The organism is Bryocella sp. (assembly GCF_058498515.1).
This window is the reverse complement of record NZ_JBMHYI010000042.1, coordinates 121,318-147,324: the sequence shown is the minus strand read 5'-3', so window position 1 is coordinate 147,324 and position 26,007 is coordinate 121,318. Positions and strand designations below refer to the sequence as shown.

Here is a 26,007-nt window from a genome sequence, read left to right as displayed (position 1 = left end):
CGTTGAACTTACTTCGTTGAAGCGCTAGCGTGCTGCGCGTTTGGCCTTCGAGTCCTTGCCGCTGAGGAGGTCTTCGAGCTCGAGTTTGAACTCGTTGACGTCTTTGAAGTCGCGATAGACGGAGGCGAAGCGGATGTAGGCTACGGTGTCGATGTCTTTGAGGCGAGTCATGATGAGCTCGCCGATTTCGCGGGTGGAGCGTTCGCGTTCGGGCGAGTCGACGACGGCGGATTCGACGGCGTCGACGATCTGCTCCATCTGGGTCGCGGAGACCTTACGCTTCTGGCAGGAGTGGAGCAGGCCGGCGAGGACCTTCTTGCGATCGAACTTCTCGCGACGGCCATCTTTCTTGATGACCATGTAGGGGATTTCGTCGAGGCGCTCGTAGGTGGTGAAGCGGCGGTTGCAGCGCTCGCACTCGCGGCGGCGGCGGATCGATTCGGCTTCTTTGGATTCGCGGCTGTCGATTACCTTGTCCTGGGTAAAGCCGCAGTACGGACATTTCATTTGATATTGATTCTAAATGACGGTGGGCGTGGCATCTTGCTTCGCGCTGTCCTGAGCGGTGGCGCGCAGGCCCGTTCCGGTCAGCTGAGCGAAGACCAGGCCGACAGGTACGACGCTGAGGTTCATCACGAACTGCAGCACAGCGCCGCAGGCGGTTGCGACTTCGAGAGGCACGGCAAAGAAGCCGTGCAGCGCGGTGGCGAGGACGGCGATCTGGGTGAACCAGCCGATGATGGGAAGCTGAAGCAGCGAGCCTCCCATGCTGGTGGCCATGAGCAGCATGACTCCGGCGATGGAGAGCGAGGCCAATGGCGGGCAGGCGACGAAGGCGTGCGCGCAGAAGAGGTAGGCGGCGGCGATGCCGATCCACATGATGAGGGAGAGTGCGGCGGCGTAGAGGAACTCGGCGAGGGTGGAGATGGCTTGCAGGCCCTGGCGGAAGTCGAGCAGACGGTGGGCTACGGTCTTTGCGAGGTTCGCGGAGATGGGCTGCAGGAGGCGTTGGGCGATGCGGGCTATGAGCTCGCCGCGGAAGCGCAGGCCGAGCGCGATGAGGGCGAGGAAGAGCGTGCCGGCGAGGGTGGCGATACCGGCTCGCGCGAAGGCTTCGTGATGGGGCGTGGATGTGGGAGCGAGGGCGAGCGTGAGCGAGAAGAGGACGGCGGCGGAGCCGAGGTCGAAGGCGCGCTCGATGGAGTAGATAGCGAGCTGCGTGCCGACTGGGGTCTGCGTGCGGCGCGCGATGAGGATGGGGCGGGACATGTCCGTGAGCCGGCCGAAGAGGCCCACGATGGTGAAGCCGATGACCTGCCAGGGGAGGAGGTCGAGGGTGCGGACGCGCTTGATGGGGGCGAGCAGGACGGACCAGCGCAGGGCGCGGAGCCAATAGCCGACGTAAATGCAGGCGATGCCGAGGAGGATCCGTGGCAGCGAGGCGAGGCGGGCCTGAATGAGCAGCATGTGCCAGTCGAAGTGGAGGCTGGCGCGCTGGCGATAGAGCAGGGCGGCGATGCCGAGGAGCAGGAGTGCGGTGAGGACGGGCTTGAGGCGGCCTGGCCTGGGATGTTGGAGTTCAGGGCGCTGAGGGGCTGCAGCAGGCATCAAGCGGTCAGTGAGCCGGCTGGGGAGCGTGTTCGGCTGCGGCGCGGCGATGCCGGTACTCATTCATGACGCGGGCGACGTAGGCACGAGTCTCGCGGAAGGGCGGCACGCCGTGATAGCGGTCGACGGCCGCGGGACCGGCGTTGTAAGCGGCCAGCGCGAGGGCGAGGCCGTGGGCGTCGTCGCGGGGATCGTAGCGGTTGAGCAGGTAGTTGAGGTAGGCGGTTCCGGCGGCGATGTTTTCTTCGGGGCGGAAGGCGTCGTGCACGCCGAGCTGCGAAGCGGTTCCGGGCATGAGCTGCATGAGGCCCTGGGCTCCGGTGCGTGAGACGGCACGGATGCGGCCGCCGGATTCGGCGTGGACTACGGCGGCGAGGAGGGCGACGTCGATGTCGATGGCGTTGCTGACAGTGTTGAGCAGGGCGGGGATGTTGGTGCTGGTCGAGGCGTGGGCGGTGGGTGGGGCTGGCGCGGGCTTGCTTGCGGGCGGATCGGGCAGCGTCTCGATGGTGGCGACGGAGGTTGCAGGGATCTCCTGATAGGACTGGCCGGAGGAGAAGTAGAGGCGGACGTGGTCGCCAAGGGTTTCGTGGCGGGCGCAGTCGTACGAGAAGCCGTTGGAAAGGGTGATGTGCTCGAGCGCGTGCGCGGAGGCGGCGCACGCGAGGCAGGCGGCGAGGACCGCGAGACGGCTTGGAGTGAAGGCGAGCACTGAGTAGCAGAATAGCTGAGTCGCGGAATAGCTGAATAGCGGAATAGCTGAGTAGCGGAATAGCTGAATAGCGGAACAGCGAACGGGCGGTCATGCGGGGGTGAGGGGTAATCGGGACGAGGACGTCCTGCGAACCCACATCTCAAAAGCGAGATGTGGGGCACCCGGGATTGTGCTGGAGCGGGACTGCGGGTGTGCCCTCTGGCGAGCGTTCTGCGAACCCATGTCTCAAAAGTGAGATGTGGGGCACCCGGGATTGTGGTGGGGCTTGAGGGTTGCGGGCGTCGAGAGAAAAATTGCGATCGAGTTGCGAGTTGCGAGTTGCGAGTTTCGGGTCGGGAGCTGGGAGTTGCGGGCTGCTTATTGGTTTCGGTTAGCGGGTTGTCGTGAGGGTGAGGGATTCGTTCAGGGCGGATTCGATGGCTTCGGCTACGCCGTCTTCGTCGTTGGAGGGAACGATGAGCCAGCCGTCGCGTTGGGCGCGAACGAGTAACTCTTCGGGGGCGTTGGACATGAGGACGGGGCGGCCGGCTGCGGCGAGCATGGCAAGGTCATTCCAGTTGTCTCCGATGGCCATGACGTCCTGCATGCGGATGCCGCGGAGTTTGGCGAGCACCTCGAGGCCGGAGGCTTTGGAGCAGCCGGCGGGGAGGATGTCGACGATGGAGAGATCGCGGTCGGGGTAGATGGTGCGGTGGAGGGTGATCTCGGCTTCGGGGTGGGTGTCGTGGCCGACTCCGGCGACGCGTGGGTCTTCGAGGAGGCGGGCTTCGGCGGCGGTCATGCGCTCGATGGTGCCGCACATCATGGCCTGGATGGGAGCGGAGGGGTGGTGGGTCAGAAGCGATTCAGGATCGTCTTCGACGTCTATCTCCGGAAGGGCATCTTCGAGGCGGTCGACGGAGAGGAAGTACGGCTCGTTGACCTGCATCCAGCGGGAGATGGAGGCGTGGAGCAGATCCATGCGCTCGGCGACGAGGGAGCCGGGGGCGTCTTCGCCGTTCTCGTCCACCTTGTCGAAGGTGAAGACGAGCGTGGAGCGGAATTCGCCGGCGTGCTCGCAGAGCCAGCGGGAGGTGGGGATGGAAAGATGGGTGCGGTGGAGGAGCTGGTGGTCGAGGGTGCGGAGCACTGTGCCGTTGGAGGTGACCATGGCGCTGCGGGGGTCGAGGCCGAGGTCGCGGAGGACTTTCATCGCGTAGCAGTGACGGCGGCCGGTGGCGATGACGATCTCGATGCCTGCGGCTTCGGCGCGTTTGAGCGCGGCGAGGTTGCGGGGTGAGACCTTGCCGCTGGAGTTGAGCAGGGTGCCGTCCATGTCGATGGCGATGACGCGTGGGGTTTGCACAGTTCAAGTCTAGCCAAGTGGCTCGTGGCGCTGGGTTTCAGGCTTCTGACGGTTGTCGTGGGAAGCACAAACGCCAGTGTTCTTATAGGATTGCTGTGATATGGCACGAATTGCTTTCCTGGAATGTGCGGTATGCGGAAATCGAATTTCCGCGGATGAACCGCAAACTGTTTGCCCAATTGATGCCGGCTCGCTGATGGTGCGGTACGACCTGGAGTCGCTGAAGAAGACGGCCAAACGTGAGAACGTGGCGGCGTATGCCGCGGCGGCGAAACACAGCCTGGGCATGTGGCGGTATGCCGATGTGCTGCCGGATGTCACTCCGGTGACGCTGGGTGAGGGCTTTACGCCGTTGCTGCAGAGCAAGCGGTACGACGGGCTCACGATCAAGGAAGAGGCCGCGAACCCTACGGGCACCTTCAAGGCTCGCGGGATGGCGGCTGCGGTGACGATGGCGAAGCACTACGGCCTGAAGCACCTGACGGCGCCATCCGCCGGAAACGCCGCAGGGGCGCTGGCGGCGTACTGCGCGGCTGCGGGGATCACGGCGCATATCTTCATGCCGAAGGATGTTCCGTTTGCGAACATCCTGGAGGCTCGGGCGTATGGCGCGGACTTGACGCTGGTCGATGGGTTGATCTCCGACTGCGGGCGCATGGTGGCGGAGCGGGTTGCGGCGCAGAAGAAGCTGCATGCCGAGGGTGAGTTGCCGGCGAACGAGGTGTGGTTCGAGGTCTCGACGATGAAGGAGCCCTTCCGCGTGGAGGGCAAGAAGACCATGGGCTATGAGCTGGTGGAGCAGCTGGGCTGGGAGTATCCCGACGCGGTGTTCTATCCGACTGGTGGCGGCGTGGGCTTGATCGGCATGTGGAAGGCGTTCGAGGAGATGGAGGCGCTGGGCTGGGTGAAGGGCAAGCGGCCGAAGATGTATGCGCTGCAGGCTGCTGGATGCGCTCCGCTGGCGAAGGCGTTTGCGGAGGGTAAGGAGCGCAGCGAGTTCTTTACGGGCGCGGCGACCGAGGCGAGTGGGTTGCGGGTTCCGAAGCCGTATGCGGACTGGATGGTGCTGAAGATCGTGCGGGAGTCTGGCGGCGAGGTTGTTGCTGTCGACGATAAGGCGATCTTTGGGTCGATTGCGGACTGGTCCAAGCATGAGGGGCTGCTGCTGTGCCCGGAGGGTGCGGCGGCGACTGCTTCTTACGACAAGCTGCTGGCCGAAGGCAAGCTGAAGGCCAGTGATCGCGTGGTGCTGTTCAACACGGGCGCGGGGCTGAAGTATGTGGACACTATCGCGGAGGCCTGGGGGATTCGACGCCAGGTGACGTTGCCGACGTCGCTGCCGGTGGGGGGGATTATTACTCCTGTGTAGCAGCGGAATAGCTAAGTAGCGGAATGGCTAAATAGCTGAGTCGTTGGGTTGCGGAGATGTGGATAGCGAACAGCGGAAGGGCAGCCTGGCGGCTGCCCTTCTTCTGCTGGGAATCGAATGTGCTGCGTTGCAGCGGGCGTTGATGTTGTAACGATGTCGTTGCTACGTACGCACGGCTATTCTGCTGTTCTGCTTCTCTGCTGTTCTGCTATTTCGCTGTTCTGCTATTTCGCTGTTCTGCTGTCCCTCTGCTACTTGGTGCAGGGTTTGTTGTAGGCGGGGCGGGCTCCGTCGGCCTTGGCCTGGGCTTCGGATTCGTACTTGCCGGCCTTCGTGGTGCCGTAATCTTCCTTGCCGTAGCAGTGGTAGACCTTGGTCTGGGTATTGACCCAGACCATGCCGGGGCCGCCGCCGGGTGCGGGAGTTTTTGCTCCCTTGGCTGCGGGAGAGGGCTTGGCAGCAGCCGTTGGCGCGGGAGCAGCAGCCGGCGCCTGGGCAATGGCTGCGGCGGAACAGAAGAGAGTGACGGCGAGGGCCCTGAGAGTGTGACGAATCTTCATGGAGAACTCCTAAGCTCAGAATGGGGAAGGAAGGGGATACCGCGGAATCCTATCAGTTGGGCGTGTCGTTCGCGCAAGGTGGAGCGGCGGTTGGGCACGAGTCATCCCAACGTGGCATCAGGGCTCGGTGGTGATGGCCTCGATGGGTAGCCTGGGTGTGTTTTGCGTGGTGAGGGTTACGGCCGCGGCGAGGATCAGCCCACCACCGACCCAGGCGCTAGGCCCGAGGGTTTCATGCAGGAGGAAGACTCCGAGCAGCGAGCCGATGAGGGGCTCGAAGTTGAGGAGCACGCCGGCTTGCGAGGCGGGCACCTGCGACAGTCCCCAGTTCCAGAGCAGGGTGCTGGATGCGGTGCAGAAGAGGCCGCTGGCGGCGAGGGCGAGCCAGGCCTTGAGACTGACGTGATGGACCGGCGGCAGGCCGTAGATGAGCGGCACGAGGACGGCGAGCATGATGGTGCCGGAGAGCAGGCCGTAGGCGGTGATGACGACGGCGCTGTGATGCTGGACGAGGGATTTGTTGACGAGCACCCAGCCCATGGCGATGGCTAATGAGACGACGACGAGGAGGTCACCGCTGAGCGATGGGCCGCCGCTGCCTGCCGAGTGATGGCCTCCGAGTGCGATGAGCGCGGCTCCAATGGTTGAACCGATGAGTGCGATCCAGCCGAGGGCGGGCAGGCGCTCGTGTGCGAAGGCGATGGCCCCGAGGGCGAGCAGGACGGGCATGGTGCCGACCATGAGCGAAGCGTGCGAGACGGTGGTGAGCGAGAGGCCCTTGAACTGGAGCAGGAACTGGATGGGCACACCGAGCGCGGAGGCGAAGAGCAGGCGGCCCCACTCGCTGCGATTGAGGCCGGGGCGGTGCGTGGCGACCAGCGGCAGCAGGCCGAGGGCCGCGAAGAGGAAGCGGTAGAGGACCATCGCGCCGACGTTCATCTCGACGAGTGCGATTTTGCCGAAGAAGAAGCCGCAGCCCCAGAACATGGACGCGAGGGCGCACGCGGCGAAGCCGAGGAGGCGATTGGGGCGCGAGCGCATCGGTCTAGTGTCGCAGAGTGGGGTGGGAGCTGTAGAGGAGTGAGGTATTCAGGGGAGCAGGCACGAGGGAATTGGTTGCCAACCCACCTCTCAAAGGCGAGAGGTGGGGCACCCGGCGTCCTGCGAACCCACATCTCAGAAGCGAGAGGTGGGGCACCCGACGTGTTTGGGCACCCGGGTTATTCAGGCTTTGTAGCTGAGGGCGCGGAGCATAAAGGCGGTGAGCTCGGCGGCTTCCTGTTCGAGCGAGCTGTCGGGGTGGGCCATGCGGCGCTCGAGCAGGCCTCGGATCATGTCCATGAGCGCCCAGGCTGAGGACTCGAAGGGCTGCTCGGGGATATTGCCGGCCTGCATGGCGTGCTGGAAGAGGACCATGAGGAAGTAGATGGTGGGGCGTTGCCAGCGGAGGCTGCGCTTGAGGTTGCGGCTCTCTCGCTTGAGGGTGACGATGACGCGATAGAGCGCGAGCCGCTCACCCCAGTAGGTGAGACGCGTGATGAGGAAGGCGTTGAGCTTGGCGGGGAAGTCGGGGGCGGCTTCGACGCGGACGGCGGTGAGGTCGGCGATCTCCTGGAGGCAGCGCTCGACGGCGGCGACGAAGATCTCGTCCTTGGAGTCGAAGTAGGCGTAGACGGTGGCCTTGGAGAGGGAGGCTGCGGCGGCGACGTCGTCCATGCGGGTCTCGTCGTAGCCCTTGTCGCCGAAGACGCGGGTGGCGGCGTCAAGGATCTCGGAGCTCCGGAACTCCTTGAGCGGCGTTGGTTTACGGACATGGGACGAGGCTGGCAACGAGGGTCCTGGGGTCTCCGTGCGCTTTTTGAATCCGACGCTCAGTGTAGAGCGTCCGATGACTAGACTCATGAGTTCAGTTTTTGTACTCATGAGTCTAGTTTTTATACTGATGAGTTCCGCCGGGGGGTTGGATTGGTTGTTGAAGACGATCTGGAGCTGGAAGAGTCGTCTGACGGCGCGCGGAACGCTGAAGGAGCGGAGGCGGCGCTCGCGGTCGATATTCCTTCCTTCGACAATGAGATCGAGGCTCCGCGACGGATCTTCAATCCCTGGATTGTAGCGATGGTGGTCACGATCGGGACGTTCATGGAGGTGCTGGACACCTCGATTGCGAACGTGGCGCTGCCGCATATTGCGGGCAGCCTTTCGTCGTCGCAGGACGAAGGCGCGTGGGTGCTGACGAGCTACCTGGTGGCGAATGCGATCATTCTTCCGATCAGCGGCTGGATCTCCAGCGTGATGGGGCGGAAGCGGTTCTACCTGACGTCGGTATTGTTTTTTACGATCTTCTCCGCGGTGTGCGGGCTGGCGCCATCGTTGGCGATGCTGATCCTGTTTCGCGTGCTGCAGGGGCTGGCGGGCGGTGGGTTGCAGCCTTCGGTGCAGGCGATTCTGGCGGACGCGTTTCCTCCGGCGAAGCGTGGCATGGCGATGGCGCTGTACACGATTGCGATCCTGATCGCGCCGGTGCTGGGACCGACGCTGGGTGGCTGGATCACGGACAACTACTCGTGGCGCTGGATTTTTTACATCAACATTCCGGTGGGCATTCTCTGCTTCTTCCTCACGCGGATGGTGCTGGAAGATCCACCGCACATGAAGCAGCATATGAAGGCGGCGCGGAAGCTGCGCATCGACTATGTGGGACTGAGCCTGATCTCGCTGGGGCTGGCGACGCTGGAGATTGTGCTCGACAAGGGACAGGAGCTGGACTGGTTTGGCTCGAAGTTCATTGTGGCGTTTGCGACGATTGCAGCGCTGGCGCTGGTGGGGGCGGTGGTGTGGGAGTGGCGGCACAAGGCTCCAGTGGTGAACCTGCACCTGCTGCGGGAGAGGAACTTCCGATCGTGCTGCATCATCATCCTGTGCCTGTACGCGGTGCTGTATGCGACGACATACCTGCTGCCGCTGTTCATGCAGCAGATGCTGGGCTATGACGCGACGACGGCGGGCATTGCGATGTCTCCGGCGGGGCTGTTCACGATGGCGCTGGTGCCGCTGGTGGGGTTTGTGCTGACGCGGGGCTTCGATCCGCGCAAGCTGATCTTCCTGGGGCTGTCGTGCATTGCGATTTCGCTGTTCTGGATGGGGTCGATGAACCTGGGGGTGGCGGAGAAGGACATGATTCTGCCACGCATCCTGCAGGTAATGGGCGTGGGGCTGACCACTGTACCGGTGAGTACGATTATGTTCCGGTTCCTGCCGAAGGAGCAGAGCGGGCAGGCTGCGGGGCTGTATGCGCTGGTGAGGAATGAGGGTGGAAGCATTGGCATTGCGCTTTCGAGCACGATGCTGGAGCGGAAGACGCAAGCGTACCAGCAGCAGCTGAGCCAGCACCTGGACCCGGCGTCACCGCTGGTTCGCGAGGCGATGGGCGGCCAGGGGCAGACGCTGATGCATTACGGCCAGCAGGGCTACAACCAGATGGCGCTGCTGTACGAGCGGATGCAGCAGCAGGCGCTGCTGCTGAGCTACATGGACCTGTTCCGGACGTTGTGTGGAGCGACGGTGGTGTTGCTGCCGCTGATCTTGTTCCTGAAGCGGCCGCCAGCGATGAAGCATGTGGAGCTGGACGCGCATTAGGTCGTGACGATGGCCGGCGCTATCCCCTCAGCGGCTAAAGCCGCATCGGTTTGCATGGACGAATGTCACGGCTGAAGCCGTGACCTGCCGTTCGTCGCCCGATTGGAGGCACCGCGCTTGCCGTCGTGCAAAGAAAGCCCGGGTCCGTTGGGGGACCCGGGCTTGGTGTTGGGGTTCAGTTACCAGACGCCAGTTGGCCAGATGTCAGATTTCCGATGAGGGTTACCAGACGCGGCAGCTCTTGTCGGGGGTCATGGGTGAGTCTTTCTTGCAGCCGAAGGCCTGGCCGAAGGCGGGCTGGTTGACGATGGAGCCGTTGGCGCGGAAGTGGTCGGGGGAGTGGGGGTCGGTGAGGACCTGGGCTCGGACCTGTTCGGGGCGGGAGTTCTCGCACCAGTTCTGGGCGAAGGCGATGTAGAAGCGCTGCGGGCCGGTGTAGCCGTCGACCTTCTTGGTGATGTCGATGCCATCCTTCTTCGCTCGGGCGAGGTAGGCCATGTAGGCGAGGAGCAGGCCGCCGTTGTCGGCGGTGTTCTCGCCGAGGGTGAGCTTGCCGTTGACCTTGACGTCGTCTACCGCGGTGAAGCCGCCATACTCGCCGACGAGGCAGCCGGTGCGGGACTCGAAGTTCTTCTTGTCGTCGGCGGTCCACCAGTCGTGCAGGTTGCCGGCGCCGTCGAACTGCGCGCCCTGGTCGTCGAAGCCGTGGGTGAGCTCGTGACCGATGATGGCGCCGATATGGCCGTAGTTGACGGCGATGTCGGACCTGGGGTCATAGAAGGCGGGCTGCAGGATCCCGGCGGGGAAGTTGATGTTGTTCATCGAGGGATCGTAGTAGGCGTTGACGGTGGGCGGGGTCATGCCCCACTCGAGCTTGTCGACGGGCTTGCCGATCTTGTCGAGCTGGCGATCGTTCTCGAAGGCGGTGGCGCGCTCGGCGTTGCCGAGGGCGTCGGTGGCGGAGACGGTGAGCTTCGAGTAGTCGCGCCAGTGGTCGGGATAGCCGATCTTGTCGGCGACGGCGTGGAGCTTGTCCTTGGCCTTGACGCGGGTCTCGGGGCTCATCCAGTCGAGGGTGTCGATGTCCTTGTCCATGGCGGACTCGATATCGTGCACCATCTCGAGGGTCTTGGCCTTGGAGTCGCCGGCGAAGTACTGCGAGACGTAGACCTGGCCGAGAGCTTCGCCGAGCGCACTGTCGACGGCCTGGGCGCAGCGCTTGTCGCGGGAACGCTGCTCGGGCTGACCGTTGAGAACGGTGCCGTGGAAGTGGAAGTTTTCCTTGTCGATGGGGCGGGGCAGCTGCGCGGCGAAGGTGGAGAGGAGCTGATAGCGGAGGTAGGCGCGCAGGGTTTCGTTGTCGGCCTGCATGACGGCGGAGACGAGCGCGGGGAAGAACTTGGGGTTGGCGTTGATGACCGAGTCCGGGCCGAGCGGGCCGGGAAGCGCAGTGGGAGCGTGGACGGCTTCGAGGAACGGCTTGACGTTGAACGGCGCGGCGGAGTGCTCGAACTCAGCCATGGTCTGGGGGTGGTAGACGACCATCGGATCGCGGCGCTCGGTGTTGGTCTGAGAGGCTTCGGCGAGCTTGGTCTCGAAGGCGAGGATGTTCTTGGCGTCGGTGGCGGCCTTGTCGGGTGCCTCGCCGGCGAGGACGAGCATCTTCGCGACGTGGTCGACGTACTGGTCGCGGATCTGCTTGTCCTTGTCGCCGGTGCGGGTGTAGTAGTCGCGCTCGGGCAGGCCGAGACCGCCCTGGTCGAAGGTGGCGACCTGCTTGGTGGCGTCCTTGAAGTCCTGCTGCTGACCGAAGGCGAAGAAGGCGTTGACGCCCATGCGCTGGAGTTCGCCGGTGAGGTAGGCGAGGCCGGACTTGGTGACGTGATCGATCTCGGTGAGGAGCGGCTGGATGGGCGTGAGGCCCTTGTCGTCGATCAGCCTGGTGTTGAGGCAGGCGGCGTAGTAGTCGCCGATCTTCTGCTCGCTGGCGGTGCGGGTGGCGGAGGGCTCCTTGAACTTGTCGAGGATGCCGGAGAGCTCCTGGTTGTTGACGTTGTAGAGGACGTAGAACTGGTCGACGCCGGACTGGTCGGCGGGGATGGGATGGGTGGCGGCGAACTTGCCGCAGGCGTACTTGTAGAAGTCCTGGCAGGGGTCGGCCGCGGTGTCGATGGACGAGGCATCGAAGGCGCTTCCGGGAACGTAGCGGGCTGCCGGCTTGGCGGGTTCCGGGGTGGTAGGGGCTTGCGCAGCCGCTGCGAGAGGCGCGAGCGAAAGGCAGGCGGCGAAACCGAGCAGGGCGTGGGGGCCGGAACGGCGAGCTGAAATCATCGTCTAACTCCTCTGAATGAGGCCTGCCTGCCGCACCGCCCTCGTGCGTTGTGGCGGGTGGCTGGCGATGGCCTGTCTGTGCAAGAGTACATGTACGCGGAGAGGGTAATGCGAGTTCCATCCGGGGCAGGGCGCGGGCGGCGGGACGGCGGCGGCAGGCTGCCGGGGGCAGACGCGCGCGTTGCGAGAGTTCTGATCATGGGGTTGTGTGCCGGCTATGGGGCGATGGCCGCGATGGCGGCGGACCGGCCACCGGTGGTCGCGGAGCGGCTGGCTCTGGAGTCGATCGGGGTCAATGGGGTTTCGGCGACGTTGTTGAGCGCGGGGGCTTCGATGCTTACGGTGCACTTTCTGGACGACACGCACCTGCTGGTGACGTTCGGAACGCATGGGCTGGTGCGGCGGCTGGAGAACGACCCCAAGGACGACGAGGACCGCATGGTGGCGATGGAGATCGTCGAACTGCCGAGCGGGAAGGTTGTGGCGAAGGACGAATGGCAGGCGCACGATCATGCGCGCTACCTGTGGAACCTGGGTGGCGGGCGGTTCGTGATGCGCACGGCGCAGGAGTACTTCGAGATCGAGCCGCTGGCGCACCTGGCTTCGGGCAAGCCGTTTGAGCGGATCCAGATCAAAGCGTTTCAGCGGCCGTCGCTGCTGCTGGTTTCGCCGGACCAGAACATCCTCACGGTCGAGAGCCGGGTGCGGGTGAAGCAGAAGGAACAGCAGTGGGGCGATGTGGCGATGGGCAACGTCCCGGTGACGATGCTGGTGGAGTTCTACCGCATGCATGGCGGAGGGGACGGCTCGCGGCTATCGCTGGAGCTGGCGGGGCGGGTGCTGGCACCGCAACCGCTGTTCCTGCCGATCAGCGGAGATGGTGCGCTGTATGCCGAGCCCAAAGGACGAAGTCAGCGCTGGCAGGTGAAGTTCACGCCGTTTGGCGGGGCGGAGATGAAGGCGGGCGAGATCGATTCGAGCTGCGATCCGCAGCTGCAGCTGGTGAGCCGCAGCGAGTATATCGCGGTGGTGTGCCGGGGGCCTGCCGATACGGTGGTGCTGAAGGCGTATGCCTTCGATGGGCATGAGGCGTGGGAAGAGCCGCTAAGCGGGATGGATGATCCGGTGTATGCGACGGCTCCCGAGACGGGGCGGTTTGCGGTAGTGCGCAAGCTCGATTCGGCCGGGCCGGGGGAGATATCGAATGGGGACAGCGCTCCGGTGGCGCGGCAGGAGCTGCGGGTGTACCAGACGGAGAGCGGCGACCTGCTGCTGAAGGTGGAGTTGTCGCCAGCGTTCAAGTCGGCGGAGAACTTTGATTTGTCGCGCGATGGGTCGCTGGCGGTGGCGGTGAAGGATCGCGCGCTGGTGGTTTATAAGCTTCCGGAGCTGGACAAGCAGGACCGGAAGGATATGGAGCTGGCGGCGAAGTCGGCTCCTCCGGTGGTGAGCTCAGGGGCGATCCGGCTGCCGGCGGTGGTGGAGACGGCGAGCGTGGAGGCGGCCGCGGGAGCCGTGGCGGCGGAGAAGGTTAGGGCTGAGGTGGCTTCGGGAGCGGCGAGTGGTTCGGCGAGTGGTGCTCCGACGGCTAAGGGGAGGGCGGTGGAGGCTCAGCAGGCTGCTGCGGAGGCTCCGAGGCCAGCGGTGCGGCGGACGCCTCCTACGTTGCTGAAGCCGGGAGAGAAACCGGAGTTTGGGAAGGCGAATCCTCAGCCGGCAGAGTCGGCGGACTCGCCAGATGTTCCGCACTAGGAGTGGTCGGGGGGCTACTTCGGTGGGTGGGGTGCGAGGTCAGTGATCGCGGTCGTTTGCTGCCGCAAACGATACCCACCGGGCGTCGTGCAGGCCCACATCTCTTCGAGATATGGGGCACCCGACATGGTGCAGAGACAGGAAGGCCAGCCTTCGCAGGCTGGCCTCTGGTGTCTCTACTGTCTCTACGGAACGCGGGTTAGGCCTTGACGATGGCTTTGACGCGGGCGTTCAGGCGGCCCTTGTAGCGGCTCGCGGTGTTCTTGTGGATGACGCCCTTCTGGACGCTCTTGTCGAGGGCGGAGACGGTCTTGCGGTAGGTCTCGTTGAGGGTTTCCTTGTTGCCGGCGGTGAGGGCATCGCGCATGGAGCGGAGCGCGGTGCGGAGCTTGGACTTGTTGGAGCGGTTGACGATGGTCTTGCGCTCGGTCTGGCGGGCGCGCTTGAGGGACGAAACATGATTCGCCATGCGGGAGTACCTTCTTTTCTTTTCTGCCGGTTGTCGGAGAAAGGGGATGCAGACTGGTGGCTGTTGCGGACGGGCCTGAGAGCCTATCAAGACGCAGCGCTAGCCGCTCCTCTGCACTTTCTATTCTAGGGCTACGAAGGATAGGGGTCAAACGGCCGTGGTTCCCGGCTACAATCCGGCCATGCGTCCCCGCATGATCGTGATCGCTCTCGTGTTGCTGGCTGGTTCCTTATGCCGAGCGCAGGATACTTCCGCTATTCCCCCGAAACCAGCCAAGCCTCCGAAGCTACCGGCTCCGTTGACCGACGCGCTAGCGTGCGGGCCGTTTCTGTGGGGGGCCGATGGGCCGGCTCGGCCGCAGGCGAAGATGCTGGTTCCGGTGACCATCGATGGGAAGCCGTTTGTCTATCAGCTGGACACGGGGGCGGATGAGGTGTCGGTGTACGGGAGCCGGCCGCATCCGGAGTGGAAGCCGCTGGCGCAGGGCGTGCGGATGACGAACCTGCAGTTCGGCGGAGCGACATTGCCGTCGGTGGTGGCGTACCCGCTGCTGGCGGTGCCGGATACGGAGGTGCAGGGAACGATTGGGCTGGATCCGCTGGTGGGGCGGGTGCTGGTGATCGATTTTCCGCGGCGGCGGGTCTGTCTGGTGGATCAAGCGGACATTCCGGCGAATCTTGTCCATGCGGCGCAATGGAGCAATGCGGAGGTTCGGCACGGGAAGTTTTTCGTGCGGGCGGAGATCAATGGGAAGCGGTCGAACCGGCTGGCGTACGACACGGGCGCCAGCGGGGATGCTCTGGTGATGGACCTGGAGCCCTGGAAGGCGGCGACAGGGAAGAGCGATCCAAAGGAGGCGACGGGGCGGTTTGCGTCGCAGACCTGGGACAGCACGGTGGAGTATGTGACCGCTCCTGCCACCGGGGATATGATCCTGGCCAACCATGTCTATGAGCACCCGCTGGTTGCCACGGCCGCGGTTCGCGACCGGGATTACACGGATATTTTCCAGGCGGACGGCGTGCTGGGGAATGCGCTGTTCCACGACAGCATTGTGATCCTGGACCTGACGGCGCATGCGCGGTTCGGGCTGATTTATCCGGCGTTGTAGGGCGTTGTACGTTGTGCGTTCTACGTTGTACGGGAGACGCTAGCTGCAGTTGAGGTATTTGTTGTGGGGCCAGCCGTTCTGGCCGCAGCTGAGGTAGAGGCTGGCGGCGAAGAGCAGGGTCATGAGGATGGTCGCCCAGAGGAGCATCTGGACGGGGAGCGCGGTGACGAAGGGCTTGTCGCGGTCGGGATTGCTGCGGATGGGGAAGACGAAGAGGACGCCGCCGGCGAGCGCGATGCAGATGGCGAGGATCAGGCGGACGAGGCTTTCGAGGACGCGGTCTTCCCAGCGGGTGGCCGGCATGAAGAAGGCGGCCACGCCGACGCGGTAGATCGCGACGATCGTCCCGGCGGTGAAGGCGGCTTTGAGGAGATCGAGCACAGTGCAGCAGAACAGCAGATTAGCTGAACAGCAGAGAAGCAGAACAGCAGAACAGCAGAAGAGCAGAGGAGCAACAGCAGATCCCCTTCGGGGATGACAACCAGAAAGGCGAGAGCTCCTAGCCCGAGGCGCTGTTCTGCTTCTTTGCTGTTCTGCTGTTCTGCTATTTTCGTTATTTTGCTGCTTTTGGGGGCGATTGGTCGGATTTTGATGTGGTTTTGCACCGGTGTCTCTTGACTCGGCGTTTCGGCGGGGCTAGAGTTTCGGCAAATCGAACCCCTTGATGCTCATGGCCAATCCGGTGCCGGCGCTACCCGCCAAAAGAAGAATGCGGGGAAGCGTGAGGCGCGCGGGCGGGGCTGCGGGCATCGAATTCCCGACAATTGTGTCTAACAGCAGGTGGTCCTCTGATGGAGGTCAGGTCCCGACTTGGTGAAAAAAGCGCTGCAACTCACGCCCGGAATTGAGCCGCTCTACGGCACACGCGACGAGAACCTTCGTCTGATGGAAGACAGGCTGGGGGTTCAGATCGATCTTCGATCCGACTCCATCCATGTCCTGGGAGAACCCGAGGCCGTAGCCCGGGTGGAGCGCATCTTTACGGACTTCGAGGCGCTGCGGCGCGGCGGGGTCCATCCACACAATGGGGAGCTGAACGGTTTGCTGAAGATGGTGGTCGCCGACCCGACGGTGACGCTGAGGGGGCTGATCGACAGTGGCAAGCAGCGGGCTGTCGGCGTGAAGAGGGTTGTCCAGCCGAAGACGCCGAACCAGCGGAAGTACATCGAGGCCATCGAGCAGAACGACATGGTCTTCGGGATGGGACCGGCCGGTACGGGCAAGACGTACCTTGCGGTGGCGATGGCGGTGAGCGCGCTGCTGGCGAAGAAGGTCTCGCGGATCATCCTGGTGCGTCCGGCGGTCGAGGCGGGCGAGCGGTTGGGATTCCTGCCGGGATCGCTGCAGGAGAAGGTCGATCCGTACCTGCGACCGCTCTATGACGCGCTGTATGACCTCGTCGATCCGGTGAAGGTGGACAAGTGGCTGGAGACGAATGTCATCGAGGTGGCTCCGCTGGCCTTTATGCGTGGGCGAACGCTGAACGAGGCGTTCATCATCATGGATGAGGCGCAGAACACGACGGGCGAGCAGATGAAGATGTTCCTGACGCGACTCGGGAACGGCTCGCGCGCGGTCATCACGGGCGACCTGACGCAGATCGATTTGCCGAACCCCAAGAAGAGTGGCCTGCTGGAGGCTCTGCGGGTGCTGGATGCCGTGGAGGGCATCAAGTTCTGTCACTTCGAAGACAACGACGTGGTGCGGCATCACCTGGTGCAGCGGATCGTGCGGGCGTACGAGACGCATCATCGCGAGGAGCAGATGCCGTTGCCGATGGAGGGAGCTGCAGGTGAGGGCGGCATGGTGCTGGGGAATGAGCGGCCGGTGAAGCGGGCGCTGAAGCAATAGGGAGCGGAATAGCTGAATAGCGGAGTAGCAGAATAGTGGAGTCTTGCTATTTCACTGTTCTGCTATTTTGCTGCTGTCTTGTTAGCATCGAAACACACATGATCCTGCTCGATCCGCCGCGACGATTGCATGCATCGGCCGATCCTTGGGATGGCTCGGGGCTGTCGCGCCTGGCGTTGTCGCGATTCTTTGCGCGGGCGCGTAAGGCTGTGGGGCTGGCGGGTGAGGTGGATGTGCTGCTCGCGGGGGACGCGACGCTGAAGCGGCTGAATCGGGATTTTCGGGGAAAAGATAAACCTACCGACGTGCTCAGCTTTCCTTCTCCGGAGGAGATCTTCGAGCAGCGGGCGGGGGATCTTGCGATTTCATTGCAGACGGCGGCGCGGCAGGCGAAGGCGTACGGGCATGGGCTTGAGGATGAGGTTCGGATCCTGATGCTGCATGGGTTACTGCATCTTTCAGGGATGGATCATGAAGCGGATCGCGGCGAGATGGCGGCGCGCGAGGCGGAGTTGCGGGCGGCGCTGAAGCTGCCTGTGGGGTTGATTGCGCGGGTGGAGGGGCCTCAGCGGCTGGAGCTGGTTGCTGCTGGGAAGAGTTCTGAGGGACGGGCTAAAGCCCGTCCCCTTCAAAGCGCGGCTGGGGTGGGCAAGAGGGTCGCGGGCAAGAGGCTGGTGGGTAGGGCTCCAGTTGGCCAGTTCCCAGATGGCCAGATGCCAGTCGTGAAGGCGCCCGTGGTGAAGGCGTCGAAGAGGATTGTTCGCAAGAGCGCGAAGAAGGCCAAGCGAGCGCGGAGGGTTGCATGAGTGTGGCCTTCGAGTTTGGGCTGTTTGCGCTGCTGTGTGTGCTGGCGCTGGCGTCGTATGTGGACCGGATTTACTTCGAGATGGGCAAGTTTCTCTCGCGGGAGTATGCGGAGAACATTGATGCGTGGGAGCGGAGGGTCGAGCCGAAGCTGAGGATCGGCAGCGAGTCTGCGGCGATTTCGGCGAGCGTGCTGCGGCAGGTGGCGATGGTGGCGATGGCGTTCCTGGTGGCGCTGCGGCTGCGAGGCGCGCTGGGACACAGTGCGGCGTCGATTGGGCGGGCGGTGTTTGAGCTGCTGCTGACGATCCTGATCTTCGACCGGCTGATTCCGGAGCTGTTCTTCACGCGCACGCAGGGGCAGTGGATCGTGCGCATTGCGTGGCTGGTGCAGGCGCTGTTTTACCTGGTGCTGCCGATCACGCTGACGATTGGGTTGCTGCTGTCCATCGTTGGGCTGGCGGAGCCTGAGACCGAGGAGCCGGAGCATCCGAGCGAGGCGATGGATGCACTGCTGGAGGCGGGTGAGGAAGAGGGCATCTTCGAGGAGAGCGACCGCGAGCTGGTGCGGTCGGTGGTGGAGTTCGGCGACAAGGTGGTGCGCGAGGTGATGGTGCCCCGGCCCTCGATGCTGGCTGTGCCGGGGAGCATGACGCTGGAGGAGTTTACGGCCGAGGTGAACCGGCATGGGTTCTCGCGCGTGCCGGTGTATGAGGAGTCGATTGACCACATTACAGGTGTGGCGTTTGCGCGCGACCTGCTGGCAGTGCGCGATGAGGATGCTAGGCGGCGAACGGTGGCGACTCTGCAGAAGCCGACGGTGTTCGTCCCGGAGACGAAGAAGGTGAATGAGCTGCTGCGCGAGATGCAACGCCAGAAGCAGCACATGTCGATTGTGATCGACGAGTATGGCGGCGTGGCGGGACTGGTGACGATTGAGGACCTGCTGGAGACGATCGTCGGCAACATTGAGGACGAGCACGATACGGGCGAGTCGCGGCCTGTCGCGGAGCCCGAGGGGACGTGGCTGGTGCCGGGGGACTTCGAGGTTGACCGGCTGCGCGAACTTTTCACGGAGCGCGAAGAGCCGAAGAGGAAGCTGGAGCTTACGGATGGGGACGATCCTCCGCGCGCGGACGAGGAGGAAGAGCGGGACGAGGAGGAAGAGCGGGACGAGGAGGACGAGTCGTTCCCGATGCAGCAGACCGCGGAACAGATGCTGGCGCAGGTGCTGGATCCGTACGACGCGACGACGGTGGGCGGCCTGGTGAGCGAGATTGCGGGGCATATTCCGCTGCCAGGCGAGGTGGTGGAGGATGGTCCGCTGCGGCTGGAGGTGGTGGCGTCGACCGACCGGACGGTGGAGCGCGTGCGCGTGGGGCTGACGGCGATGGATGAGAGCGAGCCGGAGTGAAGGGCTGGCTTCTAGCTCCTAGCTTTTAGCTTCTAGCTAAAGACTAAAAAATGAGGATTGAGTTTTGGGCTCTGAGCCGGGAGTTTTGAGCTCGAAGCGAGCCGTTGAAGCCGGAGCTGGGAGTTTTGAGCTCGAAGCCAGGGACTCGAAGCTAGCGGCTTCCGTTTCGGTGTCATCATAGAGTAATGGCATTACGCAGTGGATTTGTATCGATCGTGGGGCGGCCGAATGCGGGCAAGTCGACCCTGTTGAACGCTCTGCTGGGGCAGAAGCTGGCGATCGTGACGCACAAGCCCCAGACGACCCGCACCCGTATTCAGGGCGTGCTGGAGCTTCCTGTACGCAAGAAGGGCAAGGGCGATCCGGGCCGGCCGGCGGCGCAGGTGGTCCTGGTGGACACGCCGGGCGTGCACAAGCCGGAGACGCAGCTGGACAAGCGGATGATGCAGGAGGTTCACGACGCGCTGGAGACGCGCGATGTCGTGGTCTTTATGGTCGACGCGACGCACCGCATTCATGAGGAAGAGGCTCCGCGGACCGATGCGGAGGGCAGGACCGTGCGCACAGTGGGGATGCAGAAGCGGGCGATGTCGCGGTCCGAGGATGCGTTCGTGCTGCAGGTGATCTCGAAGCTGGACTGCCCGGTGGTGCTGGCGCTGAATAAGATCGACGAGCTGCCGCGGACGGCGCTGCTGCCGATCATTGCGCACTGGTCGTCGAAGTTCAAGTTTGCGGATGTGATTCCGATCTCGGCGAAGAAGAAGGAAGGGTTGGACCTGCTGCTGGACAAGGTGGTGCGTCTGCTGCCGGAGGGCCAGCGCTACTTCCCGAAGGACCAGCTGACGGATCAGCCGGAGCGCTTCCTGGTGGCGGAGATTATTCGCGAGAAGATTTTGCTTCTGACGGGCGAGGAAGTTCCGTATGCGACGGCGGTGGTGATCGAGGCGTTCGAGGAGCCGGAGACGCGCAAGAAGGGCAAGGACGGCAAGCTGCCGGTGACGAAGATCAACGCGGCGATTTATTGCGAGCGCACGGGGCAGAAGGCGATCCTGATTGGGCGCGCGGGCTCGATGCTGAAGCAGATTGGAACGAGCGCGCGCAAGGAGATCGAGGGGCTGTTGGGGACGCGGGTGTTCCTGGAGCTGTTTGTGAAGGTGCAGGATGAGTGGCGCAGCTCGCGCGGGTTTGTCGAGAACCTGGATTGGCGGCGGCAGCTGGAACAGATGGCGGAGAAGCAGCAGCTGGATCGATCGCTGGCTGCAGCGGCGGCTGGCGTGAAGCTCAACGAGTTCGACCAGGTGGAGATGGAGAACCTGGATCCGGCGGACGACGAGGAGTAATGTCGCTGCTCACGCGGTGGTGGAGACCGGCGAACACGCTGCGCACGGAGCGTCTCGAGCTCGTCGCCATTACGGCGGAGATGCTGGAGGCGGAACGGCGTGGTGACGGTTCCCTCGCGGAGTGCCTGGGCGCGCGCATGACGGACGAGTGGCCTTCGGCCGACTGGGAGCCGCATGTGCTGGAGTTCATCCAGAAGCAGATTGATGCGGGCGGCCCCGCGGAAGCGTGGCACCGTTACGTGGTGCTGCGCGAAGGCTGGTTTGCGCGGACGCTGATCGGGTGCGTTGGCGGCTTTCCCAAGGATGCGGGGGATGTGGAGATTGGGTACTCGACGCTGCCGGCGTACCAGCGGCGCGGCTATGCGACGGAAGCCGCGGCGGCGCTGGTGGAGATGCTGCTCCGCGAGGACGGTGTGACCTCGGTGAGTGCGCAGACATTTCCTCGGCTGGTGGAGTCGATGAAGGTGATGGAGCGCATCGGGATGAGCTATGTGGGGCTTGGGGATGAGGATGGTACTGTGCGGTACCGCAGGATGCGGGAGGACGTGGCGGGGGTCTGAGGCGCTAGTGGGCCGCAGCCTGGGCGCGGGCGACGAGGTTCTTTGTGGCGGAGGGCCAGTCGGGAAAGCGGAACTCGAAGCCATTGCGGAGCAGGACTCCGGGAACGACTCGGCGGGACTTGAGGATGAGTTCGGTCTCCGTGCGCATGAGGAAGGTGCCGATCTCCATCATCCAGCGGGAGGCGGGCAGGCCGATGGGCTGATGCCAGGCGTTGCGCAGGGTGGCCATGAACTCGCGGTTGGGCAGGGGCCCGGGTGCGGTGAGATTGACGACTCCGTCTGTGGCGTCGGTGATCTCGGGCTGGGCTAGCAGAAGTTCGATCGCGGCGCAGAGGTCGTGATCGTGCATCCAGGAGACATATTGGGTACCCGAACCATTTGTCCCGCCGAGTCCAAGGCGGGCGAGCCTGGAGAGCACGCTGAAGACGCCGCCGGGGTCGGGGCTCATGATCATGGAGCTGCGGAGGCGGATCTTCCTGGTGTGGGGCGTCTCGATGGAGGCGAAGGCGGCTTCCCAGCGCTTGGCGACGTCGATGGAGAAGGACCAGGTCTCGGGGAGGTTGGCGGGCTCGTTGGTGCCGCGCTCCGAGGGCAGATCGCCGAGGATGCCGGTGAACTCGTCGTTCGGTGTATCGCGGGAGTCGCGGTAGATGGTGCTGGTGGAGGCGTTGAGCCAGAGGCGTGGCGGCCTGGGAGCGTCGGCGATGAGGCGGCCGAGGAGCAGGGTGGGCTCGACGCGGGAGTCGAAGATGGCTTGGCGGTTCTCGGCGTTGTAGCGGCAGTTCACGCTGCGGCCGGAGAGATGGATGACGGCGTCGGCGCGGTGGAGTTCGTCGACCCAGTCGCCGGGAGTGCGGCCGTCCCAGGGCAGGGTGAGCCAGAAGTTGGCGGTGTGCGCGGCGGCATCGCGTGAGAGCACGATGACTTCGTGCCCATGCGCGTGTAGATGCCTTGCGAGGATGGTGCCGACCTGGCCAGAGCCGCCGGGGATGAGAATGCGCATAACTTACTCTACGACTCCGATCGCTTTCGCAGACGGGGCACTGGCAGGGATGATTCGTACCAACCGATGTGTCGCGCTTTCAGCGCTCATAGCACTTGTGCCCCGTAACCGCGATCGAGCTCCCGATCTTTGGGTTGGTAGGGATCTCCCAGTGTCTATACTGCGCAGGAACTGTTTATGATTGCTCGATACTCCACTCCGGAGGCCACATGAGTCTCATTGCGCCCATCCTTCAAGGTCTTGCTTCACTAGGCTGGGTAATCTTCGCCTTTACTGTGCTCTTTCTCTTCCGCTGTCAGATTGCGAAAGCCTTTGGCCGACTTACCAAGGGTGAGCTCCTCGGTCAGAAATTCGAGCTTCAATCAGATCTAGCAGTGTTGGAAAGTTCGGTCGCCGCATCAGCTACGATCGCTGGTCGCATATCGGAATCGACCGGGATTCAGGATACTGGTGCCGTATCGCGGGCGGAATTCGATCCACGTGTGGATCGGATCTTAGAGCAGGCGGCAACGGCTCCGAAGGTTGCATTAATGAGTCTTGCAGACGAGCTGGAGCGTCAGTCGATACAGGGGCTTGCTGCTCGCGGACTGCTCCGAGGGCGAAATTCTGTACCGACAACCGAGGCGTTCACGGAGCTGCAGCAGTACGGCCTGCCTGAGAATCTGAAAGGCTCGCTCAACCTCTTCTTGAGCGTTCGTAACAAGATCATCCACGGCAGAGACGCTAGCGATGATGACGCACTTAGAGCTTTGGATTCTGGGATGACGATCCTTCGGGCGATAAAATCCCTGCCGTTAGAAACCTATTTCGTCGATCACCCCGGTGTTGAGGTCTACTCGGATTCTGGTTGCACGAGACTCATCCCGGGCGTTAAGGGCGTGATTCTGGATGTCACATCTCCGGGCGGCGTGCAAAAGCGACGACAGATCTTCCCCACCACACGCCTGCACTTCCAAAAAGGAAAGCAGGTAGCTTGGGAGTGGGAAACAAGTAGAACTTGGCCTGAGGCGTGGTACCGAGATCCAAACACGGGTCAGGCCCTGTCGGCATGGGGCGGATCCTGCGAATTTATTGGGCGGCACTTGGATGATGTCTATCAGCCCACGCCCTAAATGGGGACTACTGCAGGAGCGTCAGCGCTTCGGTGGTGAGGGCTTTTACGCCGGTTTCTAGCGTGGGGGCGGGGAGGGGCTCGAACTTGCTGGTGTGGGGGCCGGGGAGTGGGATGCCGGCTTTCTGGGCGGCGGCGAACTTGGCAGGGTCCATGGCGCCGAGCCAGAGGAAGGCTACGGGGATTTCCTGCGCGGGTGGCTGGCCGGCTACGGCGGGTTTGAAGCCGAGGCCGAAGACTCCTACGTCTTCCGAGCCCATGACGCGGGTGGTTTCGATGACGTTGTCCTTGCCGAAGGAGCTTGCGAGCGTGGCTCCCATGCGGCGCATGAGGGCGGGGTCGTTGTAGAGGACGGGCGTGGATTCTTCGTCGAGCACGTGGACGGTGGCGGCTTTGTCGGCGGGCAGGCCGGCGGAGATGGTGATGCCGGCGGCCATCTGGTTGAGGCCGGTGATGACGGTCTGCAGGGCCCTGGGGCTGAAGGCGCGGACGGTGAGCTCGAGCTTGACTTCGTTGGGGATGATGTTGCGCTTGGTGCCGCCGTGGATGTCGCCGACGGTGACGACGGTGGGGTCCTGGGGATCTTCTTCGCGGCTGACGATGGTCTGCATCTGGGTGATGAAGTAGGCGGCGAGCGTGATGGGGTCCTTGCCGACGTTGGGCGCGGAGCCGTGACCGCCGATGCCGTGGATGACGACGTCGATGGAGGTCGAGGAGGCGAGCGTGTCGCCGAGGACGAAGCCGACTTTGCCTGCGGGCAGGGCGTTGGTGTCGTGCAGGCCGATGATGAAGTCGGGCTTGCCGAAGCGGGTGTAGAGGCCGTCCGCGAGCATGGCTTTGGAGCCGTCGATGGTCTCTTCGGAGGGCTGGCCGACGATCATGATGGTGCCGTGCCACTTGGACTTCATGGCGGCGAGGGCGCGGGCGGTACCGATGAGTACCGTGACGTGGACGTCGTGGCCGCAGGCGTGCATGACGCCGGTCATCTGGCCGGCGTTCTGGCCGGACATGGTCTTGGTGACAACGTGCGAGGCGTAGGGAAGGCCGGTCTCCTCGGTGACGGGGAGGGCGTCCATGTCGCCGCGGATGAGCAGCGTGGGGCCGGCGCCGTTCTTCATGATGCCGACGACGCCGTAGGCTTGCGAGCTATCGGGATATTTGCCGACGCGTTCGGTGACGGTATAGCCAGCGTCACGGAGGTCTTTGGCGAGGATGCCGGAGGTGCGCTCTTCGTAGTGGGAGAGCTCGGGATGGGAGTGGAGGTCTTTGTAGAGATCGACGAGGCCTGGGGTTTCGGTGTGCGCGAAGGTGGCGACGTCTTGTGCGCTGAGTTTCGGCGCTTGCGCGCAGAGGGCGAGCAGAGAAAGAGGAAGCAGAACCTTCGCGGTGCGAAGCATGGGCGCACTCCTGGTGGGGGATTTGTTCAAGTATAGCGAGGCCGGGGCTGAAGCCCTTTGTGTTGGCTGGGGCTTTCCGCAGGCTGAAGCCTGCTGCTACTCCGGGGTGTAGCTATTCGCCGACGTTGATGCCGAGGGTCTTCATCTTGCGGTAGAGGTGGGAGCGTTCGAGGCCGAGGGATTCGGCGGCGCGGGTGATGTTGCCGCCGCAGCGGTCGACCTCCTTGAGGATGTAGTCGCGCTCGTAGGCTTCGCGGGCCTGCTGGAGGGTGGTGGGTTCGGCGCTGCCGCCGCGGGCGGGGCCGGAGTCGGAGCGCTGGACGAGCATGGGCAGGTGCTTGGCTTCGATGCGCTGGACTTTGGGGTTGAGGATGAGGACGCGCTCGACGACGTTGCGCAGCTCGCGGACGTTGCCGGGCCAGCGGTACTGCTTGAGCTGCGTTAGTGCGGCCTCGGAGATCTCGACGCGGGGGCGGCCGTACTCCTGGCCGAACTCGAGGAGGAACTCGCGCGCGAGGAGCGGGATGTCTTCCTTGCGGTCGCGCAGGGGCGGGACGAAGAAGGGGATGACGTTGAGGCGATAGAAGAGGTCTTCGCGGAAGTTGCCGCGGGCGATCTCTTCTTCGAGATCCTTGTTGGTGGCGGCGATGACGCGGGCGTCGATGTGGACGGGGGTGGAGGCGCCGACGGGATAGAAGCGCTGTTCGTCTAATGCCCTCAAGACTTTCGCCTGGGTTTTGAGGCTCATGTCGCCGACTTCGTCGAGGAAGAGGGTGCCGCCGTTGGCTCGCTCGAAGGTGCCGCGTTTTTCGGTGGGCTGGTTGGCGGTGCGTCCGCCGTAGGTGGGGCCGGCGCCGTGGCGATAGCCGAAGAGCTCGGCCTCGATGTAATCCTCAGGGATGGCGGCGCAATTGAGCTCGACGAAGACGCGGTCGCGGCGGAGCGACTCGGCATGAATGCTGCGCGCGATGAGCTCTTTGCCGGTGCCGGACTCGCCGAAGATGAGCACGCGGCCGTTGGTGGGGGCCATGAGGCCGATCTGCTGGCGGAGGGCCTTGATGGGCACGCTGCCGCCGGTGATGGGGCCCTGCACGGTGAGCTGGCGGGAGAACTCGAGGTTCTCGCCGCGGAGCTTGCGCTGCTGGACGGCGTTGCGCAGGACGAGGAGGGTGCGGTCGAGCGAGAGAGGCTTTTCGAGGAAGTCGAAGGCTCCGAGCTTGGTGGCGCGGACGGCGGCTTCGATGGTGCCGTGGCCGGAGATCATGATGACTTCGGGGGCGTTGGCGCGGGGTTCGGTAGCGTCGCCGCGGATGCGAGCGAGGACGTCGAGGCCGTCCATGTCGGGCAGCCAGATGTCGAGGAGGATGGCGTCGAAGTCGGCGTCGCGGGTGAGCTCGAGGGCCTCGGCGGCAGTGCCGGCGGTGGTGACGGTGTAGTCCTCCTCGCGCAGGATGGCTTCGAGGGAGTCGCGGATGTCAGCTTCGTCGTCGACGATGAGGATGTGGGTCATAAAGGCAGCAGAACAGCGGAGAGGCAGCTAAATAGCTAAATAGCAGAACAGCGAATAGCGAAGTGCAACGGCGGTTGCGAGTTGTGAGTTGCCAGATGCCAGTTTGCCAGTTGCCAGACGG

Annotated in this window: 23 protein-coding genes; 10 read left to right on the top strand and 13 right to left on the bottom strand. The window is 63.9% G+C overall.

Features of this window, described 5'->3' with window-relative positions; all coding sequences use genetic code 11:
- Window positions 1-24: 24 nt before the first annotated feature.
- From nrdR to AC5E6W_RS12390, 4 genes are all read right to left on the bottom strand, one after another.
- Window positions 25-507 carry a transcriptional regulator NrdR gene (nrdR, locus tag AC5E6W_RS12405; RefSeq protein ID WP_491752617.1) on the bottom strand — a complete coding sequence of 161 codons (483 nt, stop codon included), beginning with the start codon at window positions 505-507 and terminating at the stop codon, window positions 25-27.
- Window positions 508-519: 12 nt separating this feature from the next.
- Entirely contained in the window at window positions 520-1,671 is a 1,152-nt protein-coding gene (locus AC5E6W_RS12400) for a lysylphosphatidylglycerol synthase transmembrane domain-containing protein (protein WP_491752616.1), read from the bottom strand.
- On the bottom strand, window positions 1,616-2,320 hold the full coding sequence (locus AC5E6W_RS12395) for a lytic transglycosylase domain-containing protein (protein WP_491752615.1): 705 nt from the start codon (window positions 2,318-2,320) through the stop codon (window positions 1,616-1,618). Before AC5E6W_RS12395 ends, AC5E6W_RS12400 begins: the two co-directional genes overlap by 56 nt.
- A gap of 373 nt (window positions 2,321-2,693) precedes the next feature.
- On the bottom strand, window positions 2,694-3,668 hold the full coding sequence (locus tag AC5E6W_RS12390; RefSeq protein WP_491752614.1) for an HAD-IIB family hydrolase: 975 nt from the start codon (window positions 3,666-3,668) through the stop codon (window positions 2,694-2,696).
- A 100-nt stretch (window positions 3,669-3,768) separates the two neighbouring features.
- On the opposite strand from AC5E6W_RS12390, the gene AC5E6W_RS12385 reads away from it, so the two are divergent.
- On the top strand, window positions 3,769-5,037 hold the full coding sequence (locus AC5E6W_RS12385; RefSeq protein ID WP_491752613.1) for a threonine synthase: 1,269 nt from the start codon (window positions 3,769-3,771) through the stop codon (window positions 5,035-5,037).
- Window positions 5,038-5,288: 251 nt separating this feature from the next.
- Here the strand turns inward: AC5E6W_RS12385 and AC5E6W_RS12380 are convergent, their stop codons facing one another.
- From AC5E6W_RS12380 to AC5E6W_RS12370, 3 genes are all read right to left on the bottom strand, one after another.
- Window positions 5,289-5,597: a hypothetical protein gene (locus AC5E6W_RS12380; protein WP_491752612.1), complete on the bottom strand. Its 309-nt coding sequence runs from the start codon at window positions 5,595-5,597 to the stop codon at window positions 5,289-5,291.
- 117 nt (window positions 5,598-5,714) lie between these two features.
- The gene (locus AC5E6W_RS12375) at window positions 5,715-6,638 is read right to left on the bottom strand and encodes a DMT family transporter (RefSeq protein ID WP_491752611.1); all 924 of its coding nucleotides are present in this window, start codon (window positions 6,636-6,638) and stop codon (window positions 5,715-5,717) included.
- Window positions 6,639-6,821: 183 nt separating this feature from the next.
- Complete coding sequence (locus AC5E6W_RS12370) at window positions 6,822-7,427, bottom strand: TetR/AcrR family transcriptional regulator (RefSeq protein WP_491752610.1); 606 nt, start codon at window positions 7,425-7,427, stop codon at window positions 6,822-6,824.
- 135 nt (window positions 7,428-7,562) lie between these two features.
- Between AC5E6W_RS12370 and AC5E6W_RS12365 the strand changes: the two genes are divergently transcribed.
- Window positions 7,563-9,233: a DHA2 family efflux MFS transporter permease subunit gene (locus AC5E6W_RS12365; RefSeq protein WP_491752609.1), complete on the top strand. Its 1,671-nt coding sequence runs from the start codon at window positions 7,563-7,565 to the stop codon at window positions 9,231-9,233.
- A 222-nt stretch (window positions 9,234-9,455) separates the two neighbouring features.
- On the opposite strand, the gene AC5E6W_RS12360 is transcribed toward AC5E6W_RS12365, so the two are convergent.
- Entirely contained in the window at window positions 9,456-11,564 is a 2,109-nt protein-coding gene (locus AC5E6W_RS12360) for a M13 family metallopeptidase (RefSeq protein ID WP_491752608.1), read from the bottom strand.
- A gap of 108 nt (window positions 11,565-11,672) precedes the next feature.
- On the opposite strand from AC5E6W_RS12360, the gene AC5E6W_RS12355 reads away from it, so the two are divergent.
- Complete coding sequence (locus tag AC5E6W_RS12355) at window positions 11,673-13,316, top strand: hypothetical protein (protein WP_491752607.1); 1,644 nt, start codon at window positions 11,673-11,675, stop codon at window positions 13,314-13,316.
- 199 nt (window positions 13,317-13,515) lie between these two features.
- Here the strand turns inward: AC5E6W_RS12355 and rpsT are convergent, their stop codons facing one another.
- Window positions 13,516-13,785, bottom strand: coding sequence for a 30S ribosomal protein S20 (gene rpsT / locus AC5E6W_RS12350; protein ID WP_491752606.1), 270 nt, complete (start codon window positions 13,783-13,785; stop codon window positions 13,516-13,518).
- Between the two features lie 298 nt (window positions 13,786-14,083).
- Between rpsT and AC5E6W_RS12345 the strand changes: the two genes are divergently transcribed.
- Window positions 14,084-14,896: a hypothetical protein gene (locus AC5E6W_RS12345; protein WP_491752605.1), complete on the top strand. Its 813-nt coding sequence runs from the start codon at window positions 14,084-14,086 to the stop codon at window positions 14,894-14,896.
- Window positions 14,897-14,935: 39 nt separating this feature from the next.
- Here the strand turns inward: AC5E6W_RS12345 and AC5E6W_RS12340 are convergent, their stop codons facing one another.
- Entirely contained in the window at window positions 14,936-15,277 is a 342-nt protein-coding gene (locus AC5E6W_RS12340) for a hypothetical protein (protein ID WP_491752604.1), read from the bottom strand.
- A gap of 429 nt (window positions 15,278-15,706) precedes the next feature.
- On the opposite strand from AC5E6W_RS12340, the gene AC5E6W_RS12335 reads away from it, so the two are divergent.
- The 5 genes from AC5E6W_RS12335 (at window position 15,707) to AC5E6W_RS12315 (ending at window position 20,865) form a co-directional block, all read left to right on the top strand.
- Entirely contained in the window at window positions 15,707-16,747 is a 1,041-nt protein-coding gene (locus tag AC5E6W_RS12335) for a PhoH family protein (RefSeq protein WP_491752603.1), read from the top strand.
- Between the two features lie 98 nt (window positions 16,748-16,845).
- The gene (gene ybeY / locus AC5E6W_RS12330) at window positions 16,846-17,553 is read left to right on the top strand and encodes an rRNA maturation RNase YbeY (protein ID WP_491752602.1); all 708 of its coding nucleotides are present in this window, start codon (window positions 16,846-16,848) and stop codon (window positions 17,551-17,553) included.
- Window positions 17,550-18,965, top strand: coding sequence for a hemolysin family protein (locus tag AC5E6W_RS12325; RefSeq protein ID WP_491752601.1), 1,416 nt, complete (start codon window positions 17,550-17,552; stop codon window positions 18,963-18,965). The genes ybeY and AC5E6W_RS12325 overlap by 4 nt, the downstream gene beginning before the upstream one ends.
- Before the next feature lie 185 nt (window positions 18,966-19,150).
- Window positions 19,151-20,305, top strand: coding sequence for a GTPase Era (gene era / locus AC5E6W_RS12320; RefSeq protein WP_491752600.1), 1,155 nt, complete (start codon window positions 19,151-19,153; stop codon window positions 20,303-20,305).
- Window positions 20,305-20,865 (top strand): GNAT family N-acetyltransferase, encoded by a 561-nt coding sequence (locus AC5E6W_RS12315; protein ID WP_491752599.1) that lies wholly within the window; start codon window positions 20,305-20,307, stop codon window positions 20,863-20,865. Before era ends, AC5E6W_RS12315 begins: the two co-directional genes overlap by 1 nt.
- 4 nt (window positions 20,866-20,869) lie before the next feature.
- Here the strand turns inward: AC5E6W_RS12315 and AC5E6W_RS12310 are convergent, their stop codons facing one another.
- The gene (locus tag AC5E6W_RS12310) at window positions 20,870-21,868 is read right to left on the bottom strand and encodes an epimerase (RefSeq protein WP_491752598.1); all 999 of its coding nucleotides are present in this window, start codon (window positions 21,866-21,868) and stop codon (window positions 20,870-20,872) included.
- A 209-nt stretch (window positions 21,869-22,077) separates the two neighbouring features.
- Between AC5E6W_RS12310 and AC5E6W_RS12305 the strand changes: the two genes are divergently transcribed.
- On the top strand, window positions 22,078-22,980 hold the full coding sequence (locus tag AC5E6W_RS12305) for a hypothetical protein (protein WP_491752597.1): 903 nt from the start codon (window positions 22,078-22,080) through the stop codon (window positions 22,978-22,980).
- A gap of 7 nt (window positions 22,981-22,987) precedes the next feature.
- On the opposite strand, the gene AC5E6W_RS12300 is transcribed toward AC5E6W_RS12305, so the two are convergent.
- Both AC5E6W_RS12300 and AC5E6W_RS12295 read right to left on the bottom strand, forming a co-directional pair.
- Complete coding sequence (locus AC5E6W_RS12300) at window positions 22,988-24,376, bottom strand: amidohydrolase (protein ID WP_491752596.1); 1,389 nt, start codon at window positions 24,374-24,376, stop codon at window positions 22,988-22,990.
- 112 nt (window positions 24,377-24,488) lie between these two features.
- Window positions 24,489-25,886 (bottom strand): sigma-54-dependent transcriptional regulator, encoded by a 1,398-nt coding sequence (locus AC5E6W_RS12295; RefSeq protein WP_491752595.1) that lies wholly within the window; start codon window positions 25,884-25,886, stop codon window positions 24,489-24,491.
- Window positions 25,887-26,007: the final 121 nt, after the last annotated feature.

Coding starts and splice junctions, on each gene's coding strand:
- AC5E6W_RS12375 (WP_491752611.1), bottom strand. CDS start 6,638: ATGCGCTCGCGCCCCAATCGCCTCCTCGGCTTCGCCGCGTGCGCCCTC.
- AC5E6W_RS12305 (WP_491752597.1), top strand. CDS start 22,078: ATGAGTCTCATTGCGCCCATCCTTCAAGGTCTTGCTTCACTAGGCTGG.
- rpsT (WP_491752606.1), bottom strand. CDS start 13,785: ATGGCGAATCATGTTTCGTCCCTCAAGCGCGCCCGCCAGACCGAGCGC.
- AC5E6W_RS12310 (WP_491752598.1), bottom strand. CDS start 21,868: ATGCGCATTCTCATCCCCGGCGGCTCTGGCCAGGTCGGCACCATCCTC.
- AC5E6W_RS12360 (WP_491752608.1), bottom strand. CDS start 11,564: ATGATTTCAGCTCGCCGTTCCGGCCCCCACGCCCTGCTCGGTTTCGCC.
- AC5E6W_RS12315 (WP_491752599.1), top strand. CDS start 20,305: ATGTCGCTGCTCACGCGGTGGTGGAGACCGGCGAACACGCTGCGCACG.
- AC5E6W_RS12355 (WP_491752607.1), top strand. CDS start 11,673: ATGCGAGTTCCATCCGGGGCAGGGCGCGGGCGGCGGGACGGCGGCGGC.
- nrdR (WP_491752617.1), bottom strand. CDS start 507: ATGAAATGTCCGTACTGCGGCTTTACCCAGGACAAGGTAATCGACAGC.
- AC5E6W_RS12385 (WP_491752613.1), top strand. CDS start 3,769: ATGGCACGAATTGCTTTCCTGGAATGTGCGGTATGCGGAAATCGAATT.
- AC5E6W_RS12380 (WP_491752612.1), bottom strand. CDS start 5,597: ATGAAGATTCGTCACACTCTCAGGGCCCTCGCCGTCACTCTCTTCTGT.
- AC5E6W_RS12295 (WP_491752595.1), bottom strand. CDS start 25,886: ATGACCCACATCCTCATCGTCGACGACGAAGCTGACATCCGCGACTCC.
- AC5E6W_RS12300 (WP_491752596.1), bottom strand. CDS start 24,376: ATGCTTCGCACCGCGAAGGTTCTGCTTCCTCTTTCTCTGCTCGCCCTC.
- era (WP_491752600.1), top strand. CDS start 19,151: ATGGCATTACGCAGTGGATTTGTATCGATCGTGGGGCGGCCGAATGCG.
- AC5E6W_RS12325 (WP_491752601.1), top strand. CDS start 17,550: ATGAGTGTGGCCTTCGAGTTTGGGCTGTTTGCGCTGCTGTGTGTGCTG.
- AC5E6W_RS12400 (WP_491752616.1), bottom strand. CDS start 1,671: ATGAGTACCGGCATCGCCGCGCCGCAGCCGAACACGCTCCCCAGCCGG.
- ybeY (WP_491752602.1), top strand. CDS start 16,846: ATGATCCTGCTCGATCCGCCGCGACGATTGCATGCATCGGCCGATCCT.